Origin of the sequence: Brevibacillus agri (genome assembly GCF_004117055.1) — a bacterium.
Taxonomy (GTDB): domain Bacteria; phylum Bacillota; class Bacilli; order Brevibacillales; family Brevibacillaceae; genus Brevibacillus; species Brevibacillus agri.
On sequence record NZ_CP026363.1, the window covers coordinates 4,439,349 to 4,459,173 of the forward strand.

At 40.8% G+C, this 19,825-nt stretch carries 13 protein-coding genes; 2 read left to right on the forward strand and 11 right to left on the reverse strand.

Annotated elements, in window-relative coordinates; genetic code table 11:
• Positions 1-19 precede the first annotated feature (19 nt).
• Entirely contained in the window at positions 20-1,210 is a 1,191-nt protein-coding gene (locus BA6348_RS21780) for an ISL3 family transposase (RefSeq protein ID WP_081592107.1), read from the reverse strand.
• Between the two features lie 104 nt (positions 1,211-1,314).
• Here BA6348_RS21780 and dptG point away from each other — a divergent pair, with 104 nt between their 5' ends.
• Together dptG and dptH are read left to right on the forward strand one after the other, a co-directional pair.
• Positions 1,315-2,049: a DNA phosphorothioation-dependent restriction protein DptG gene (gene dptG, locus BA6348_RS21785; protein WP_129552237.1), complete on the forward strand. Its 735-nt coding sequence runs from the start codon at positions 1,315-1,317 to the stop codon at positions 2,047-2,049.
• Positions 2,030-7,366, forward strand: a complete 5,337-nt coding sequence (gene dptH, locus BA6348_RS21790) for a DNA phosphorothioation-dependent restriction protein DptH (protein WP_242507401.1) — start codon at positions 2,030-2,032, stop codon at positions 7,364-7,366. Before dptG ends, dptH begins: the two co-directional genes overlap by 20 nt.
• Before the next feature lie 27 nt (positions 7,367-7,393).
• Here dptH and BA6348_RS21795 read toward each other — a convergent pair whose 3' ends face one another.
• The 10 genes from BA6348_RS21795 to BA6348_RS21845 all read right to left on the reverse strand — a co-directional run bounded on the left by BA6348_RS21795 (position 7,394) and on the right by BA6348_RS21845 (position 19,711).
• Positions 7,394-7,765, reverse strand: a complete 372-nt coding sequence (locus tag BA6348_RS21795) for a hypothetical protein (RefSeq protein ID WP_122953480.1) — start codon at positions 7,763-7,765, stop codon at positions 7,394-7,396.
• Between the two features lie 7 nt (positions 7,766-7,772).
• The gene (dndD, locus tag BA6348_RS21800; protein WP_122953479.1) at positions 7,773-9,785 is read right to left on the reverse strand and encodes a DNA sulfur modification protein DndD; all 2,013 of its coding nucleotides are present in this window, start codon (positions 9,783-9,785) and stop codon (positions 7,773-7,775) included.
• 392 nt (positions 9,786-10,177) lie between these two features.
• Positions 10,178-11,107, reverse strand: a complete 930-nt coding sequence (locus BA6348_RS21810; protein ID WP_129552238.1) for an IS3 family transposase — start codon at positions 11,105-11,107, stop codon at positions 10,178-10,180.
• Positions 11,098-11,430 (reverse strand): transposase, encoded by a 333-nt coding sequence (locus BA6348_RS21815; RefSeq protein WP_005837502.1) that lies wholly within the window; start codon positions 11,428-11,430, stop codon positions 11,098-11,100. The genes BA6348_RS21810 and BA6348_RS21815 overlap by 10 nt, the downstream gene beginning before the upstream one ends.
• Positions 11,431-11,580: 150 nt before the next feature.
• Positions 11,581-12,708 (reverse strand): cysteine desulfurase family protein, encoded by a 1,128-nt coding sequence (locus tag BA6348_RS21820; RefSeq protein ID WP_122953194.1) that lies wholly within the window; start codon positions 12,706-12,708, stop codon positions 11,581-11,583.
• The gene (dndE, locus tag BA6348_RS21825) at positions 12,709-13,095 is read right to left on the reverse strand and encodes a DNA sulfur modification protein DndE (protein WP_122953195.1); all 387 of its coding nucleotides are present in this window, start codon (positions 13,093-13,095) and stop codon (positions 12,709-12,711) included. It abuts the gene before it with no gap.
• The gene (dndD, locus tag BA6348_RS21830; RefSeq protein WP_122953196.1) at positions 13,079-15,103 is read right to left on the reverse strand and encodes a DNA sulfur modification protein DndD; all 2,025 of its coding nucleotides are present in this window, start codon (positions 15,101-15,103) and stop codon (positions 13,079-13,081) included. The genes dndE and dndD (BA6348_RS21830) overlap by 17 nt, the downstream gene beginning before the upstream one ends.
• Positions 15,093-16,496, reverse strand: coding sequence for a DNA phosphorothioation system sulfurtransferase DndC (gene dndC, locus BA6348_RS21835; RefSeq protein ID WP_122953197.1), 1,404 nt, complete (start codon positions 16,494-16,496; stop codon positions 15,093-15,095). The genes dndD (BA6348_RS21830) and dndC overlap by 11 nt, the downstream gene beginning before the upstream one ends.
• Before the next feature lie 7 nt (positions 16,497-16,503).
• Positions 16,504-17,592, reverse strand: a complete 1,089-nt coding sequence (gene dndB, locus BA6348_RS21840) for a DNA sulfur modification protein DndB (protein ID WP_122953198.1) — start codon at positions 17,590-17,592, stop codon at positions 16,504-16,506.
• A 1,327-nt stretch (positions 17,593-18,919) separates the two neighbouring features.
• A complete protein-coding gene (locus tag BA6348_RS21845) occupies positions 18,920-19,711 on the reverse strand; it encodes a DUF2935 domain-containing protein (protein ID WP_122953199.1) in 792 nt (263 codons plus the stop codon).
• Positions 19,712-19,825 lie beyond the last annotated feature (114 nt).

Sequence of the window (19,825 nt, forward strand, 5' to 3'; positions counted from 1 at the left end):
AGCGTAGTTTTTCACTTTTTTATATGGCTGGTTTACACTCCAGCCGAATTCGAATCTTGAACCGCTCGATGTTGCGATACCCATAGGCTCGTCGCTTGATGACTTTCACTTTGTTGTGTGTCCCTTCAATCGGAGCATTTGTAACTCGAAACGAAAAATAATTCTGAACCGACTGTCGCCATTGAACGATTGTTTTTGCAATCGAACGGACGGCAGAGGTGGGAGATGTGAGGTGCTCGGTTATCCATTGTTGGAGTGCTTCTTTTCCCGACTCTTCTGTCTGAGCTGCATATACCGTTCTCATGTGCTGAAGAGCGTTGTAAAGGCGTTCCAAATGGGGATCTTGAGCGAACCAGGCTTTCAATTCCTCCTGTTCCTCAGGTTTCAGTTTATCAGGAGGTGTGTGGAGCAGACGTTGTTCATGTCTACCCCGGCGATGAGTTCCCCGCGAACGGGTACGTTTACGAGCAGCTTCTAACGATTTGGAGAAGAGCTGAATGACGTGGAACTTGTCCGCTACTACCGTGGCATCCTTCCAAACACCGCGAACCGTCTCAGCCATTCCAGGAGCCAAGTCTGTCACAACAACCTGTGGAGGCGTAGCAAAGGGCCAGTTCATGAGAGCCTGACGAACCTGCTCACGTGAACGCCCTTCTGTAACCTGCCAGATATGCCCGCTTTGTGCATCCATGAGGTTGACACCGTACTTGTGTCCTTTTTGGAGAGCAAACTCGTCCAGACAGACCATAGTAGGCGTAAGATGATCTTGGGGCTTAGCGAGAAGCTGAGGAGCCAGTTGGTAATACCACCGTTCCAATGTCGTATAGCAGATTCCGAGTTGTTTGGAAACGCTAAGCAAATCCCTCTTCTGACACAACTCAACGGCCATTTGACGAAACGCAAAAGTAGCCGTTCCTCGATAGGGAATTCCATCCCATTCGAGAGTCCAGGTGATCTGGCAATCGTGGCAACGTTGTCGATATACAGGAACACGTACCCAGACAGTACCCCATGAAGGAATAAAGCGGTGACGAAGAAGACGGTACCCTGGGCGAGCATGATTGGTGCTCTCTTTCAGGCAGAGAGGACACAGATGAGAGGCTGGATTGGGAGTGAGAGTCACTACCCAATCGGTTTCAGTCGTTTTGTCCCAATGGGAAAGTTGAAACGATGGAAGGCCGATTAAGTCTGTGGTAAACTGGTTAGACAACGTAGATTTCCTCCTATCTTGTGATGGTCAGGACAACTTTCACGATAGAGGAACATCTACGTTTTTTCAATGTCTAGCACGGGTTATGGTGATGAATCATTTTTATGTATGTTTGCCAGTTACTAGCGAAATTCGATGCGTTTGAAAAAGCAAATTATCAAACAGCGTCTCCATTTTACTTTGCTCTTGAATGGGAATCGATGAGCAAAAGAAGAAAAGCAGCGGAAGACTTTAATTCGTTTCGATGGATCAAAGAAAATGCAAGTGACCTATTTGTCCATGTCCATACCATGTCGCAATTAAGCCATATTGCTGATGGACAAAACAAAAACCTTAGATTTCATACCTACCACGATTTATTGGTGTTATTAAAAAAGCAGGGCGAAGAAAGCGAACAACAGTATCTGAGTGAATTAAAGCAGTGGATTGAGAAATATCGAGATCTATTTTCGAAAAAAGTTACTCCAAAAGAGGAACCCGCTACTTTGTCTGAAGCCATTAAAACGTTATTTAATAGCCTAAAAGAGGGGATGAACTCAGATACATGCGAAAAGTATGGGAAAAACATTGAGGATTTGGGCGGACATACTTTTCTGAAAGTACGTGGGAATTTGGGAACGGTTTTCAATATGAATCACGATCTACTTCTCTTGCTTACAGCAGTCTGTGTAAAAGATAAAAGAATCCCATTAAATAAGCTATTTGATGAAATGGCTGCACGGGGTGTTGCTTTCGACCGCCATTCTAAAAAAGCGATTATTGAACTATTTGACACGTTAAACATCTTGGATAAAAAAAGTGATAGTGGTGATGCACAGTATGTCAAACCAATTCTATGATTATATTACGGAATCGTTACTGTCTTTTTTCAAAGAAACGCAAATTAAGCCGGGAGATCGATATTATCTGCAATTGGATAAACCAGAAGATGTTCAAAGCCTCGTTGAGTCCTTGCAAAACCAAGAAAATGTCAAACAGTTTGTTTACAAACATGAGTTTGGCGATCCCTATATCACGTTTACTATTGAGATCAACGATGTGCAGCTCATTATTGCGAATACCTCTGAAACCGTAAAACCAGACTTTCTGGTGACGCTTCGAAACCAAGTGGGGGAACAACAGAATGTTTGGCGAAATACGGCATTGTTTACTGTAGTTTCTGAACAACTGGATTCGATCCAAGGTGGAAGTAGCGACTTGCAAAAAGATGGGATGCCTCTCCATCCTCATTCCATCGTTAAGAAATTAAAACAAGAAATTGAAGACAGTGCGTTGGATAAAGTCGATCAGATTATCCTTCTCGACAACATGCAAATGATTCTGCAAGAACAAATGTTTCAACAGATTACCTTTTTTGATTTTGAGGAAATATTTACGACGCTATCGCGAGGATATATTGAGGATAAAGACTTTAAGAAATTTGGTTTGTTTAAAGATCCTGATTTAGCGACATTTTCCGGGAGTAGCCTGAAGAAGCGGATGGAGTTAAATCGGGAGTTGTTTGACTATGTTCGGAAAGTCCATGATTTTGGCTATGAAGATGACGAGCTGGACAGAAAGTTTTCTTCCACGGGAACGTCAAAATTAAAAGGCGAAGATTGGTCGGATCTAAGCTTCTCTGAAGTCAATAAGTATTACGAAGAAAGACAGGAAATCAATAAAAAAACGTCCGTAGATGTCAAAGAACTTGTTATCAAGGGTGGGTTGAAATATTGGGATAAACCGCATAAAGAAACAGCGGCGGGGCACCGAAAACGACATCTAATTATTTTTAATCCAGACCACAAGAGTGAAATTGAATTGACGATTGCATTCATGTTTCAAGGTGGGATAAAAAGTTTATCGGACCAATACGTGACAGTACCCAATGCATGCAAAAAAGACGTGACCGTTGACGTCGGACGTATTAATCTCACGGCGAAAATTACAGCCAAAGCAAATGAAACGACCTTTGTGAAGTTTTTTTACAGACATGAAAAGAAATCGAGTCTCGGTGCGGAATTTCATATTGCGGTTGTGCCTATTGAGGAGCATGTTTTAGATTCCTATAAGACAAAGTATGTAGTTGAAGCGAGTGATCGCTATATCGGGTTCCAAACTGACCAAAATGAAATCACAATCGGATCCGCCTTGAACGAGAAAAGCATGGATGTAAGTGAGTACGGTCAGTTTGTTCGATTTAGTATGCATGAAAAAATCATTGCCAAACCTCAACCAGATGCCTTTAACGACGAGGAAGAGTTATTAATTAATTTTCAAGTTGAAGAGACGGAAGCCATCATCCCCGTTTTACTAAAAAACGAAATTCCGGAGTCTATTCCTATTACAAGTCAGAGGATCTGGAAATTAAAGAGAGAGAATGGCTTAGATTTTGAACGTGTACACAATCGACTGATTTTCGGTAATCGAGAGTTTTATATGAACGCCGAAGACAAACAGTTTTTTGATTGGGAGCATGTCTGGATTGAGAAAGGTATGAAGTGCGCTGAAGTCGAGTCGGAGATGTTAGTCCAGGTGGATCTTGATTTAAGTAGTGAGCTGAGGGATGCTTACAGTCGCTTTATGAATTACTTTCGTATAAAGCGAAATATTCCAAGTCTCTGTCATTACAATGAAGATTTGATGCAAAGAGCGAAGGATTACGTTATAACCTACATGAACGAGATCAAATCATTTGATGAAAATGAAGCAGCGGGAAAACGCGGCCGCGATCTCTTTAAGTTGGGCGTTGTCTCTGCCAATCAGACCATTTACTTTAGTCCCTTCCATCCGCTTCTTGTGGCATTTCAGATTCAGTTATATTCGCTTTTGTCAAATGAGGAGATCGATAATAATATCCTGAATCGCTTAAAACCGGATAGTTTAGTTCCGTTAATTAATCTAGGCAAGGAACAACTCTATAAACCCGACAATCAAAGTGCAGTAACAGAATGGTTGATTTTCAAGCCCGTCAATCAAGTAACCGTTTCGGATGCTAATCGATATTTGGCCAAACTCATTGAGGATAAAATTGCCCAGTTTGAAGAGCATTTTGGTTATTTGTTCAGTGAGCAATCCAAAGCTCCATTACAAATCAATTTAATTAACATTGAAAATGATTATGAAGTATTACGAGGAATCGTGAACTGGATTCTAAATAAAATCGAGAGCAAAGGCATTGATGCTGTAAAGACTGTGGAAATCACGCTGTATCGCGAACACAATTATGATAGTGCTTTTGATTTGTTTTCCAGAACCGATTCAATCGATGAATTCCAATCGAAGTTTAATATCAAATTGTCATCCAAATACTATGAACCGCAAGATCTGCTGAGAACGATTCGGGCCCGTCTTTCTTACTATAAACAACAGACACAAGATAATTATAAGTACGCCCACATTTCGTTTTATAAGATGCATGCTCAGGAACAATTTGCTGTACAACCGATGGCAGACATGGTTACGGGGATTTCCCTTGATGGACTATTCTCAAATGTCCCTTCTATGAAGGGAAAAGAGAATTACCGGAGTGGTTTTGGAATCAAAGCATATTCCCTGGATGAAAAAAATTTGTTGGTCCAGATGGCGTATTACTTTAACGAGTTGAGTGCAAACCTCCGGAATGAAGGGAATGATACGTACCGAAAAGGAGAAGCGATCTTCTCTCGAACAACAACGGCGGATGAAAAAGTACTGGAGTCCATTTTCTCCTCTTCATACTGGGTTACTTTCGTGGATCCTAGTATCGACCTTGAATTCTTTCATGAATACGGAAAGAATTTGGTTGTAATTCATTATAGTGATCAATATTCTTCCTCGAGTCGATACGATGCGATTACGGTCACCGATAAATCGCAACAATACTTCTCTGTCATTAAAGAGTTCCTCAAAGATAAAGAGGTCAGTTGTGACGAGGGAAAAGTCAAAAATACAATCAAAGCTTTTAACACCTTTAATGGGGAATGGTTGCTTCGCATTATTGGCAGCAAGGGACATTATTCGCGTGAGAAATTAAGTATCATTTCAGCCATTAAATTCAGTTTGGCTTATTTTGATCATCCAGAAATTTTGTGGGTACCGATTTCGTTAGAAGAGATTTTACGCGTAGCGGGGGCTGTTAGCTTAAATAAATCAGAGGGTGTGTTTACGGCCAAGAATCTTGGTGTAAAAGGAAGTCACAGTGATGACTTATTACTTATTGGTTTAGAGCAACGCGATCAACAATTATTTATGCATTTTTACCCCGTCGAAGTGAAAATCGGTTTTAATCGAAACGAAATATTGGATAAAGCAAAGAAACAAGTGAGTAGTACCAAAAAGTTAATCATGAATGCATTGGGAGATCCCAATGAAAAGGCCTTCACGAGAAGATTCTATCGGAATTTCTTTGCCCAGTTGTTTATTTCGAATGCGAATAAACTTAAGCAAAGTCAATTTTGGGAATCGAAAAATTATGAGCTCACAGAAGCCGTCTTCGAAAAGTTATTAAAAGATCAGTTTACTCTTGCTACCCATCTCCATCCATTTATCGGTGATGGTGCGGTTCTCTCTTTCCAAAGAGATGCTTTTCACCGCAGTTCTCATCTTGAGGATGGGGTTACTTATATGAATCTGACTGAATATGACGGTTATAGTGGCTTGATCCAGTCCATGGAGGACATGAGGGAGTGGATTCAGGAAAAAGAAGGCGATCTAGTAAAAGAACAACTACTCTCCAACATATACGATGCTAAGAATGTTATTCATCAGGAGCCGATGCTGGTACTGCTGGATAATCATGAGCAAGGATCCGAGGAAGAAATGGTCGCAGAAAACCTTATCGACACATCTGTAGAAAAAGAGGAAACCATTTCACTTGAAGATTCGGCTACTCAAATGGAACTTGATCAGCGAGCAGGGGACACTGATGAAGACAGGGAGCAGCATATACCTGAGGTGACGGAACTCGGTAATGATGGTGAAACGGATGTAATGGAGGAGAAAGAGGATGAGGTGGGAAGTCAGCCTTTAACGCCCCACCCTGTTACGCCCCCAGCAGAAGAGGGGGCGGGTATTCTCAAGGATACCAGAATATTGATTGGAAGAGCTGAGAATTCCAATAAGAATATCTACTGGGAGTATGGAAACAAAGGGATTGCGAATCGCCATTTATTGATTTCGGGTAGCTCTGGACAGGGGAAAACATACTTTATGCAATGCTTGCTCCTGGAAAAAGCGAAACAGGGCATATCTAGCATTGTGATCGACTACACGGAAGGCTTTTTACCGAATCAGTTAGAAGCAGAATTCGTACAAGCGCTAGGTCCCCAATTACAGCAACAGATTGTGTTTACCGAACAGTTACCGATTAATCCATTTTTGAAAAATGTTCGGGACATTGGAGGAATCACGCTTCCTGAATCCAATACAGACGTTGCAGAGAGAATTAAAAGTGTCTTTTCAGCTGTTTACAAGACGCTGGGAATTCAACAGCTTAATGCCATTTATGATGCGATTCTCACTGGTCTTGATCGTTATCAAGATGAAATGAGTCTCCCTCTGCTTCGTGAAATTCTCGAAGAAGACGCATCCACATACGCAAAAACGGCACTATCGCAAATTCGACCCTTGATCGATCGAAATCCGTTTAGTAACAAGGATCCCCTTAATTGGCAAGACATTGTTGAGGGTAAGGGGACAGTGTTTGTCATTCAGTTAACAGGATATCCTAGAGATGTGCAACTGATTATTACAGAATTCGTCTTATGGGATCTATGGAATTACGCGGTAAGGTTCGGAAACAAAAACAAACCGATTCCAATCATTATGGATGAGGCTCAGAACCTCGATCATTCGGAGAAATCGCCTTCCGCCAGGATTCTTACCGAAGGGCGAAAATTTGGATTGTCTGCTTGGTATGCAACGCAATTCCTTAAATCGCAATTATCAGCAGACGAACTCGCTCGTTTACAAAATGCATCCCAGAAAGTGTATTTTGCTCAGCCAGAACAGGAAGTCTCGTATGTTGCGGCTGGTTTATCCACTACTCCGGCAGATCGCAAACTATGGGAAAATAAACTTTCTTCCTTGAAAAAAGGTCAGTGCATTGTACATGGTCCGATTCGAAAAGACGATGGCGACCTGAGCAAACCTGTTGTCACCGTGGTTGATATTACATCCCTATCTGAACGAATCTAAAAAAGGTGTCCCATGGGGACACCTTTTTTATTGGAGGATGAGGAGCCGAAAATCTTCCATCGAAGTCTGTTCTTCTAATTGCTTCTTAATCATACGCAATCCAAATTCAATATACTCAAGCATATATTGGTGTAAGAGATCTTCATCGAGACCACTTTGCGCTTCGTTTACTATGAGCTGACGAAATAATAAAAACTCACGTTCTTTGATGAGATGATCGGGGATCGTCCACTTCGGTAAATGATCCTTAAAGTCTTCGTTAACGCGGCCGGAAGCTTTTGAAATGCCTTTCGCAAGCGCGATTTTTATGGCCGTTGGACGATCAATTTCCAATGCTTCTGTCAGTGTATCTAGAATTTCTTTGCCGGTTCCAGAGAGAGACATTCTTCTAGTCGCCATCGTTATTTCACACCTTTACGAAATCAAAGTAACCGTCACGAATAATCGTATATTTTCGATTTTGATCATAATCAAGTAGATACTGACGATGTGAGGTGTTTTTCATCAAATCAACGTAATCTTGGCTAATTTCTGTGTCAGTTGAGAGAATGATGACTTGCTCACTTAGTTCTTTATAGTAATAGTTAATTAAGTGATTCCGGTGATAGCTATCCAGTCGTCCAAGAGGTGTGTCAATTACCATGGGTAAAGAAAGGTCAGACGCTTTGGTTAATGCCCAAATAAGCGAAGAGGCAATCATCTGCATTTCACCAGCAGAACGTTCCTGGATACTGATTTCTTGCAACTTATCATTATAGAGCTTGATGCTATAGGTTTGTATGTCAAATTCGATGACGCCAAACTCATCTTGTTTTCGAAATAATTTATTCAGCATAGATGCAAACTCTTCTTTAATAAAGACGGCCTTTAAATGTGTCATCTCGCTTACGTATTGATTGATCGTTTTAATTAATCGATTGACATACTCTAATCGGTTCGTAAGATCTGCGTAATCATTATTTTGGTCAGAGACTCGTGTCAACTGGTTTAAAAGGTTCGTTTTTGTTTCTTTAGATCGATTTAATTTTGCTTGAATGTTTCGGAGTTTTAAATCGATTTCTCCTAATTTCTTCGTTAACGTATCAATTTTTTGGTTTTCTTCCGAGATATCGACAGACTCTGGCGCGGTACGCAGTTCTTGTTCGATGTCCGATAATTGTGTAGAAAGCTTTTCGATTTTATTGATGGAAGATACGATTCTGTGCCGATCGTGGACGGGGAGATTCATCAGATAAGTATACTCGGAATGTGTAATATCATGAATTTCCTCAATGTTACTAACTTCCAATGTAATATTGTTTTCCTTCGCCCAAATTTCTTCTCCCATACTTTTAATTTGCGATAATTGAACATCTGACAGTGGAGGAGAAATAGGGGTGTCAAACAATTGGTTAATAAAGTTTCGATAAGGAACTAAGGCAGAGTCTTGGATAATGCGTCTTTGTTTTGAATCATGTTCCGTTTTCAGGCGTTTTTTCAGGGCAACAATTTTCTCTGATAAGATAATCGATAAGGCATTTTCTTTAAATAATGTGGCGAACTCTTCAGTTTCGATCTGATATTGAGTAGAGAGCTGAGCCTGTTTCTTTATGATGACTTCTCTCGACTTAGAGTTATTTGCAATTTTCTCATTACGGCTTGTTTTCGCTTCGCGAATGAGAGCTTCTAGCTTATTCTTCTCTGCGATGGACTCTGATTTTCTCTTTTCAAGTGTCTCCATTTCTTGTTCCGTATTAGCCAGTTCTTCTTGAACGTTCTTCAACTTTTCTTGATTGACTGCTTTGGCTAGATTTTGTTCCAAGGAACTTTTCATAGAGCTTAAATCGCTAAGTAGTTGCTTGTAGGCTTCTAGCCCAGTAATTTTATGAATCGCTTCTTTCATTTCGCTGCTATCCTGTCGAATAATAATATCTTTGATCTCTTCACCATCAAAGATAAAAAAAGGAGCTGCGTGGAAAGGTATCATTTTATCAATGAATCGATTGAATGCCTCTATGTTTTCAATATGAGCCTGTTTAGGAATTTTTACACCAGGTTTTCGAATCGCTATTTCCCGATTTTCATTAATGCATCGTTTATTGTGATCAAAGTTCCATTGCGTTTTTAGTTCCCAATCTTCACCACTATCAGTTTCTAAAATGAGTGTAACGGAACAACTTCTACCGCCCTCATCGAAGAATACATTGTTAATCACGTTGGAGAATAGCTTTTTATGTTCTGCGTCGGAGATCCCTCTTTTGCCAAATAACGAATAATGGATGGCTTTGAGAATAGTTGTTTTTCCTGCCCCGTTTAATCCACCAAGCAGAATAATGTTTTTTCCTTGTTCTTCTCGTATTTGTTTTGGGATATAAAAGTCAATTTCTTGGCGGCCATAATAGGTTTTATAGTTATCAAAGAGCAACTTTTTTAATAACAATATTTATCACCCTAGTTTTTCTTGGAATAGAAATCGATTAAATCAAAGTACTCTTTTTTTCGTGCATTTGGAGAAAGGTTTTCATATGAAAATTTTACGGCCGATTTAATGATTTCATAGGCTAACTTTGTTGGTATCTTATTCTCACTACAAAGCGTAGAAAGAAGTTGTAACTCTTTCTCTTTAAACTTATTCATTGTCGGTTTAACCCCTTAAAATTTGAGTCTTTCTCCCTTATTCTCGCATTTTCATATGCTTCTTCCCTCCTTCAACCACCTAGGAGTCTAGGAAGGAAAACGCCTAGCGTCAAGGAGATCACTTGACCCCAGACGTTTTCCTTCCTGCTTGTCAGCTAGGTTGAAGTAGGGATCATTCTGCAATCCTTTGCCATACTACACTTTCACAACAAATGGTGTAATGAGTTGCAAGGCAAAGGCTTTACCAAATTCTACAGGTGATAAATCGTACAAGCTTCCATGAATCCGTCGCTGATTATAAAAGAGCAGATAGTTTGTCACGATTTCATAGGCTTCTTGATAGCTCTGAAATTCATTCCGCTGCAAACATTCTTTCTCCAAAACACTGTGAAATGACTCAATGTGAGCGTTTTTATTGGGTGTCTTTGGAGGAATTCGCTCATGCACCGTTTGGAAATGCTGACAGGCTTCTTCAAAGGCATGGCTAATAAACTGTGGACCGTTATCCGTACGGATAACAGGGCGATCATCACAATTGAATTGCTGCCGTTTCCACAAAGCACGTTGGAGAATCTGAGCAGCATGTTTTCCTTCGCAGGTCAGTCCGAAATGGTAGTCCACGATCGCTCGATCATAGACATCAATGAGACTCATCAGGAAAAAGAAACGCTGTTCTCCTACGATAAATCCGTATTTTACGTCTATCTCCCACAATTGATTCGGAGCGGTAATCTCTCGGTTGTTTGCCAACTTTCGAGGATGTTTCCTTTTCTTTTGTCGTTGTGGTTGCAGGAGTTCTTCTTCTTTCAGCAAGCGGTAAACCTTTTTCTTGTTGATGACCAGTTGGTGGTCTCGCCGTAGGCAGACGGTAAGCTTTCGATATCCATAAGCAGATTCTTCATCGGCAATCAGCTCGGATAGCCATTCTTTGATTTGTTCGTCACTGACAGGTTGTCCGTCTTTTGACAACGAATAACCGGGTATAGGTCTTCCTCTGTGATAAACGCGAGGTTTTTGGGAGGCTTTGTTTTTTCGGTAATAGTAGGTTGCTTCCAGGATGCCGACAATACGTAGCACTAGTTTGGCTGTGTACCCCAGCTGTATCCACTTGTCGGCTATCTCCATTTTGTCCGATAAGCTGGGTTCACCTTTTTTACAAGATCACGAAGGATCGCGATTTCCAAGTCCTTTTCTCCCAGTAATTTCTTCAGTTTATCATTCTCCGTTTCCAGTTCCCGAAACTCTCCTGGACTTGGTGTATAGCTTGTTACAGCTTTAGCTTCGGAAGACGTATTCTGCCAATCTGCGTGTTTGGAGTCACGTATCCATCGATACAGCATTTTAGGGTCTATCCCATGCCGTCTGGCTACTTGGCTAGCGTTTCCTACTTCGTGGGCTTCCTGGATCAATTGTTGTTTGAACTCGATTGAATAGCGTCTCCGTTGCATAAAAATATCCCCCTCTGTTCTTCTGATATCAGCTTAACAAGATAAGGGGGTATGTCTCAAATCCAATTTTGGGGCTTAAAAGTTGTGATCACCCCAAATCGTAAGTAGTCAGTTATAGAAAGGGAGGGAAGGGAGTCCCCCCTGAATGTATTACCGGGTCAATGTGTCAATAAAGAGATCGATTTCATCTCGCGTATTAAAACGAGATAGCGAGATCCGAACAGAAGAACGCACTTGATCCAGGGTTAAACCAATGCTTTGAAGAACATGAGATGGTTTACTTGAGCTGCAAGCAGATCCTGTCGATATGGCAAAGTGGTCAGCTAGTTTCTTCACAAGGAGTTCGTTGTTTACACCTTCGAAGCGAATATTTACGATTCCAGGTATTTTCGTAGCTGCCCGAGAATTCAAATGAAGGATTCCACTTAATTTTTCATGTAATTTTTGCAAGAGATATTGTTCGAGCTCGGCAAGGTGTTTCATCGTGCTGCGGAGATCGCGTTTCGCTATTTCAGCGGCTTTTCCAAACCCAACGATGTTATGAACATTTAATGTACCACTTCGATACCCAAATTCTTGTCCACCACCGTGCAATAGTGGTGTAAGTTTTGTTCGAATACCTAGTGCGTCTTTCTTAATAATACATGCTCCTATGCCTTTTGGACCATGTATTTTATGAGAAGAGAGCGATAAAAACGTAATGACTTGGGATGATAGGTCTATTTCTACTTTACCAGCTACTTGGGTAGCATCTGTATGTAGAGATACGCCATGCTTTGCACATATACTGCTAATGGTCGAGAGATCGTTTAACGTTCCAATCTCGTTATTTCCCCATACAACACTAACCAATGTTTTCAGGTGGTGATCAGATTCTAATAACGTATCTAACTGGTCTACATCACAAAAACCATAGGTATCTACATCAAGGTAATGGACTTTGACACCATGAGATTCGAGATATTGAGCAGTATCGAGAACGGAAGGGTGTTCCGTTTTCGTAGTTATTATACGTACCCCACTACGCGTATCCAGATACCCTTTTAGTACCATATTGTTACTTTCCGTTGCTCCGCTAGTGAAAACAACCTCATCCGGATCGCATTTAAGTAACTCGGCAATATGAAACCGTGCTTCTTCTACCGCTTTTTTTGCATTTTCTGCCAAAGTGTAATATTTACTAGAGGGATTTCCGTATTCTTCTTTAAAAAATGGAAGCATTGCATCGAATACTTCCGGATGAACAGGGGTGGTTGCACTATTGTCAAAATAGATCATTTAATCGCTGCCCCCTGGTATTTTATCAAGAAGGTTTGTAATCAGTTTCTGACTATTGCCAGCATAATTATATTCGTTTTCTAGGAGTTTACATCCACGCTCAAGATGTGCATTAAAAAGAACGGGAAAGTAGTCTTCATCTGATAGTTCCCTTTTTTCGCGTTGGCTAATCAAAGCTTTAAAAACAAAATCATAACTACCAGTCAATGTATTTCGATTGAATTCCAGTCCACTTACATCTTTCACGATGGGACTAACGGGTTGGGGCTCTTTCAGCGATAATGCGACGGCAATCCTAGCCAAGATATTCGGCGTTAAACCTGTAGCGTTCTGTAGATCTTTTAATCGGTCCGCTGTTGCTTTTGATGTTTTAAGACGAAATTGCATGGCTATTGTCCTCCAAAGGATTCGAGAAGGTAAAGAAATGCTTACCAACCTCAATGGTTGACTTTTGTGTGTTATATTCAATCGTATAGGTTGAAACAACTGCAGGTTGAATGAGTTTGTAATGCTCTTCATCAATTTCAGAGTCAGTTGAAAGAATAATGACCTGGTCGCCGCAACGAGGAATCAAATGCTCGATGATACTTTTCTTATGTGTTTGGTCAAGTCGACCGAGTAACGTATCAAAGACGAATGGAAGACGTCTTCTAGAACAATGGGCCATTGCCCAAATCGTCGATAAGAGAAGTAATTGTTTCTCACCCGCAGAGAGACTTTCTTTGTTAATTTCTTCATTGGTTGAGTTAAATAGCTTTAGCTGAAACGTTTCTGGATGAATAAATACCCGGACAACAAATAGTTCTTTGCGGAACAAGAGTTGCAACATACGTGCTGCCTCAATCTCCACATCCTGCAACTTTTTCTGCATCTGAAGGCGACGAAATTCTTTACTCACATCCAGAACACGTTTGGTGATGGCAAAGATATTTTCTGCTTTTCTGGAATGAATCAATTTCTCCTTTAACTTAAGATAAGTGTTCGTTACCTTTTGAATCTGTTCTTCCAGATCGGAGCGGCTTATGTTTAATTGTTCTTTTCTGTGAAGCAATGCGATGTTTCGATTCTTTGCTTCATTAATATTTTCCAGAAGGTCCCGAAGTTCGCTCGTCATATCATTCTCATTAATTTTCTGCCGAATCTCTTGTATCGTTTTGATCATTTTTGCATTTCTTTTGATATTGTCGGAAATTTCCTTCGGATCAAACTGATTGACCTGATTGCTAATGGATACAATTTCGGCTTTTTGTTGATAAGAAGCTCGATGAATGGGTTCAGATGACTCAATAGAAAGTAGTCCGAGGAACTCTGTGTAAAGTGCTTCGGATGCTGCAGCCGTTTCCTTCTGTGCCAGAATGACCCCTTTCCGAGTTAAATTCTGGAGGATGTGATCGAAATCGCTTTGTTGAGTCATTTGTTTAAGACCTTCGATAATCTCAAGCTTTGTTTCATTTTCCATTTGGCGATTGACATCGTGGAGTATATCTTTCACAAGAGCAAAGGGGAGAAGGGTTGAGATTAAGTCTCTATTTTTATCCATCATTGCTCTTCTTTCTTGCTCAATATCATTCATCTGATTAATTAAAGAATCTCGCTGCTCTTTTAGTAATCCGCCATGGATTTCAAATTGTTTTTCACTGTTTTCGAGTGAAGATTGATTTTCCTCGATTTTTGTCTCAATTTCTACTTGTTCCTGCATGATGAGCGCACGTTGTTTATTTAGCATTTGCAGGGTGTTTTCTAACTCTAAGATTTTTTGCTGATCGCTAGATAAGGTTTCTTGGATCGCGTCTTGTTTTAAATAGGTTTTTAAATCGGTCTCCAAGTTTTCAAAGAGATCAAGATTAAACATCACTTTCGCTGTTTCTTGTAGATAACTGGACAAAATTTCATCGGAAATGGCTTGTGCAACTTTTTCTCCATCAAACAAACAAAGTTCTAATAATTGAGGGGGAGTTTCCTCGCGTAATTTGGTTTGGAAAATGTCTTTTTCTTGACTGGAGAGGATCCTTTGGTTGCATATAATTTCCAGATCTTCTTTGATGGTGTCACGCTCTAGTTGCCAGCTTCTACGAAGAACGTAGACATTTCTTTGGAGATTTTCAACGAGTTCGAGATCAAGAATCACTTGAAATTTATTCTCGCGATTTTTAACTGCATATGAATTTAATTTCGATGAAATTTTATCGAAATAGGGAACACTTTCTGTCTTATATCCATAGGCCAAGGGGCCAAACAATGCGAGACGAATACTTTCAAGAATGGTTGTTTTTCCAGCACCGTTTTTTCCACCAAATAATACGACATTTTGATTTGCATTAAAGGTGCGCAAATCAAAATCAAAGTTGCCATAAAATGCTCCGATATTCGTTATACGCAAACGGTTAAACTTCATCTTTAAACCCTTCTACTTTCCCATAGTGTAGTTTATCTTGATTAAGCGTTTTATCGAAATCTTGCAGTAAACCACGTCGAACTTTATATCCAACATAGCTTTTTTCGATACCAATTAGTTTTTTGAGGAGATCGAAAGGTACATTGTTAGCTTCACATAGTAACTCTAAATCTGTGAGTTGTTCCCTTTCGAACAATGGCCGTTCATCCGATTCCCAGTCTAGGCCCTCACCCATAACCTCTTGATAGATCTGTTGAACACTATTATCCCAATCGCCGTCTTCAAACCAATATTTTTGAATCACTTTTAATTCCTCTTCTTGAATCAGTTTGTAGTCAGCATCGTATGGATTGTTGAGTCTTTTTTGGGTTTTTAATAGTTCTTTCAATATCTCTTTTCTTGCTTCTAACGTAAACGGGCCAAGGCCTAACTCTTTTTCTTCTCCTTCACCAACGAAATAAATGCTACCATTCATCCGGTGTTTTTCCCGATATTCTCGATTATCACGTATTTCAGAAAGCCAATTTCTATACTCTAAAAGGGGAGTTAGCCAACTCTCACCACTCTCGATAAACCCTTTTAGTGCCTTATCTTCTTTCACAACGGTGCAAACCCAGCATCCGAACCGACTGTTTCCGCAAGAACCTGCACTTTCTTTGATCTCTTTATCAACAATGAGGGGGCATTCCCCACCAGAAGAGTTTTGATAAAGCGCATGCAGCTCATAGTTGTCGGTATCCCAGGGTGTTTTCCCATCATTACTCAACAGAAAGTTCCATACATCATCCAACGTGAAGTCACGAATGGGTGCATACACATAGGCATTGGATAGACTGGAATGTCGCATCAAAATTTTCCCATCCACCGTATGGGATTCCATCACTTGTGCGCGTGTAGCACTTTCAGAGTCGCGAACGCCCAAAACCATAATCACTTCACCAAATTGAGAAACTTTATCCAGGATGAAGCTGTTCGCTGGATCAATTTTCATCCGGTCAGTGCACCAACGGAATTTTTGGCGGGGAGAAGGATACCCTTTTCCTATGAGAGAAGCCCAGAATGTTTTCTCCATGAGTGGTTTTACCTTATGCGTTTCAATAGGAAGATTCATCTCGACAGCCTTTTGCTGAATTTTTAAAAGGGTAGCGTTAATTGACGAGATTATTAGAGGAGTCTCCACAAGCGTATCAGAGGAGATGATAAAGACTTTTTTAATTCGTTTTTCCAGTGGAAGAGTCGCTAGCGCATGAAACACGAGCTGAACCACAACGGAAGAGTCTTTTCCACCACTAAAACCAACAACCCATGGGCGGTCATCCTGCAGATATATTTCTTGGATTTGTGCAATCTTATCTGAAATTCTGTCTTTACTATTGATTAGATCAAATAACATATATGATTCACCCTACTTTTAATTTGTCTTCGATGGCTAGTTCGTGCTCTCCAAGGGGGATGCCTACGTATTTTTTGATTAAATTTGCTGTCAATTGAATAGTATCGTTGTTTTTATTAATTCTTCCTGTTGGTCCAAAGGCGCGTCCCAACCAGGCAATATTGCTTCTGTTCCAATCGATGGAGGATAGCTTAGCAATATAGGCAGTCCAGTCAGTTGGGTGATTATTATAGAGATAATTGGCGACAATTCCGATTGCTTCTAAAAAGACACCGTGAGCGTTTATATAATTCGACCGAAGTTCAGCAGGAGAAAGCTGTTTTTTTAATACTTGCTGCCATTCGACCATGGAGTTACACAGTTCAGACCAGAATTCCTCTAAAAACTGTTTCTCCGCATTTGAGATAAATTCGCCTTTCTTTTTATTAAGAATGCGGCTGTTGGTCTGAAAAATGTTACTCAGTGCAAATATTTTGGGAGAAAGCTTGGAGAGCGACTGCTTCTCTTTGTCGGTGTAACGCTCTAACAGAGGAATTTTTGCAATGATCTCCTTTGTTAAGTTGGCTAACTGATCACGATGTTCGTATAGGATTCCTAGTGAAGAAGTCGTGTTCACCGCGTGACGATTTAAATCAGCAAAAATTTGTTGGCTTTTCATTAAGCCTTCGTCTCGGTAAAACACTACTGAAATCGTTTCTTGACCTATTTCGGGCATAACTTTTAGAGCTTCCTCAATTGCTGCTCTTCTATGCTGTCCATCGTTAATGAGAAAGCGGGCATCTAGTGAAATTGAAAGTCTACCGATATCCTTAAATTGAGGATCATTAGAATAAGGTGAAAACAACATTTTACCGTCTACAGAAGCTGTTAGGGAAGAAAAAACATAATCATTGGGATTATTAAGTATGTAGTTGTAGATATCTGGCACTCTCGCTTTATTCAAAGAACGTTGAGCACGATGCTCAGGAGGAATTTCTTCTTCATCGAATAAGAAAATTCTTGGAATTAGTCGTAGAGGGCACATAACGACGTAATATTCATTACCAGCTTGGATTCCGCGTATAGCAGGAAAATTATAGCTAAAGGTAGCATCCATGGAAAACACCTCTATTACGTACGTAATTTTCTTTCTATATATTAGAATATAACAGTTCTGTTGACAAGTTTTATTGTAGTAATTTGCACTAATAAGCTATAAATTGATGACTTATCTCCATTTTCGGTTACCAGTGGAACCTAGTAAATAAAATGTTTGATCAAAGTCAAGACGAAAAAAATATCCGATATATGCTGTGGTGAATGCAGGTTAGAATAACCTTGACACGAGCGAATTTTCATTTACCCGTGGAAACATGCAGATATGGCTTGATGGATCTTGACAGGAGGGAAGTAAGGTTAAGGGTTTGGGGGGACGAATTGGGGACGAAAGCTGTCATTTCAATCAAGAAGGCATTCAAATAGAACTAAGTGAGACTGGAGAAAACTCTTATAAATCAAGGCCTTAGCTCAACACGTCAGATGGGAACCAAAAGGCCAATGTTCCCGCATGTAGAGCATATTTTGGTCACACCTTTCCGTTTTTTAGCTTCTCGGAAACCTCGAACGAAAATGAAACTAACTGTTTGAAAGCCTTGCCCCGCAAGGCTTTCTTCCGTTTTTTTCGTATCTCTCCTCTCCCCTCCCCCACACTGGCAGAGTAGAGGTCAGCGGTTCGATCCCGCTATGCTCCACCAAACATAAGGTCGTTGAAACCCTTGGGAAACCAGGGGTTTTCGTCATTTTCAGGAGTTGTAGAGCATTGGGCCCTATGCTGGGCTGTTGGGGACGGATTATTTTACTCCCTTTTTCACCCCGCTAAAAGCCACTGCTGTCCGTTTGTTCATTTCATCGAGGAAAGGTAAATGATGATGAGGTGACAAGATGAGCGAGGAGCGAGTGAAGGCAATAGCTGGGTTTCGTCAATATTTGGGCAATCAAAGCTGCCAACCAGATCATCTGACAGATGAACAGTTGCTTCATTCGGTCGGGAGGTCATTTGTCATAACAACAAGAGTTTTTACGACCATCCAGACTGTCATACGTTTACTTGTAAGACGGCCGCTCCGGTGATCGAAGGCGTCAGCGCCAATTGCTGTATCGTAAAAAGAAAAGCCAAGCAAAGCGCAAGGCTTAACTTACGCTCCATTATGTCAAACAGGGGAGGGGCAGAAGTGTACCGCTCGTCCTACGTAAGTCGTCCGCTCAAAGCTTTGGTTCCTCAGGTAAATCCCGAAAGGCGGGGGCGGTATCGACTCACTTCTGGCGGAGGCGGCGCAGCAAGCAGTGGCGTAAAGATGGAGGCCCGGGCTGCAGCTCCCGGGCACAAACCACACGATTGTATATCAAAAGAATTACAAATTCCCCAAAAGGGGAGTTACCATGAGCTACTTTGAATGCGATAAAGCAACATCAAAGGCATCGAGTATTTCAAGGAAGTGAGAGGCTTCCCGAAAGACGTGATCGGCAAGCAATGGAGGGATAATACTTTTGATGCGACAAGCTTCAATAAGTTCATACGCCGTTTTCTTAAAGTCGCGTAATTGCCGGACTGAAACACGGTTTTGGTCAACGAACTGATCGAGAAGAGGCCGAGTTTGGGATTGGGGGCGCATGGAGTCAAGATCTTGTGCCTGAAATAAAAGTTGGTCGAAGTCATGACTGAAATCTCTCGCTTGTTCCACCAACTTTCTTTCGGATGGATCAAGCAGGTGGTTTATAAATTTTGCATGATCGGCCATGATTTTCAGGAAAAAGACATTCTCATTAATAACAGCATCAGGCAGTGGATCAAGGTTTCCGGTATTCAGTTGTTCTAAACGATTTTTGAAATATGCAGCTTCTCTACTAACATGGTCAACCAACAAAGGGAAATTGTTTCCGCCGATCTTGCAACGAATGATTAACCCGAGAACGTGTCGTTTAAAAGTCCAAATATGAGAAACGGCATTGTGCACGATTTGGTTAAAATCGTAGATTCTTTGCGGATCTACATCCCGGGAAAAGGAGTGAGCGCGGTTTTCAATATCTTCAAAGATCCCGTAAAAGCGGTCTGCATCGCTAATTAACTTGGTGTCATCACAGTTGAAACCCAATTTCAAAAAGAGGGAATGTTCCTTCATTATGCGAGACCAAAAGCGAATTTCTTCTAATGACCGATCCACAAACTCATCTGCCATGTGGCACCTCCTGAGGTAGTAATTAAAAATCCCATGCAAGGATTGATACAGCAAGGAGTTCAATTCGTTACCTGAACACAATCTATACCTATGCTGTTGCCCATTATTACGAAT

What these genes read in the sequence shown, in the direction of transcription:
- BA6348_RS21815 (WP_005837502.1), bottom strand. Translation starts at nt 11,430, where the DNA reads ATGCAACGGAGACGCTATTCAATCGAGTTCAAACAACAATTGATCCAG.
- BA6348_RS21845 (WP_122953199.1), bottom strand. Translation starts at nt 19,711, where the DNA reads ATGGCAGATGAGTTTGTGGATCGGTCATTAGAAGAAATTCGCTTTTGG.
- BA6348_RS21795 (WP_122953480.1), bottom strand. Translation starts at nt 7,765, where the DNA reads ATGGCGACTAGAAGAATGTCTCTCTCTGGAACCGGCAAAGAAATTCTA.
- BA6348_RS21810 (WP_129552238.1), bottom strand. Translation starts at nt 11,107, where the DNA reads ATGGAGATAGCCGACAAGTGGATACAGCTGGGGTACACAGCCAAACTA.
- dndB (WP_122953198.1), bottom strand. Translation starts at nt 17,592, where the DNA reads ATGGATGCTACCTTTAGCTATAATTTTCCTGCTATACGCGGAATCCAA.
- dndC (WP_122953197.1), bottom strand. Translation starts at nt 16,496, where the DNA reads ATGTTATTTGATCTAATCAATAGTAAAGACAGAATTTCAGATAAGATT.
- dptG (WP_129552237.1), top strand. Translation starts at nt 1,315, where the DNA reads ATGTATGTTTGCCAGTTACTAGCGAAATTCGATGCGTTTGAAAAAGCA.
- BA6348_RS21820 (WP_122953194.1), bottom strand. Translation starts at nt 12,708, where the DNA reads ATGATCTATTTTGACAATAGTGCAACCACCCCTGTTCATCCGGAAGTA.
- dndE (WP_122953195.1), bottom strand. Translation starts at nt 13,095, where the DNA reads ATGCAATTTCGTCTTAAAACATCAAAAGCAACAGCGGACCGATTAAAA.
- dptH (WP_242507401.1), top strand. Translation starts at nt 2,030, where the DNA reads ATGTCAAACCAATTCTATGATTATATTACGGAATCGTTACTGTCTTTT.
- dndD (WP_122953196.1), bottom strand. Translation starts at nt 15,103, where the DNA reads ATGAAGTTTAACCGTTTGCGTATAACGAATATCGGAGCATTTTATGGC.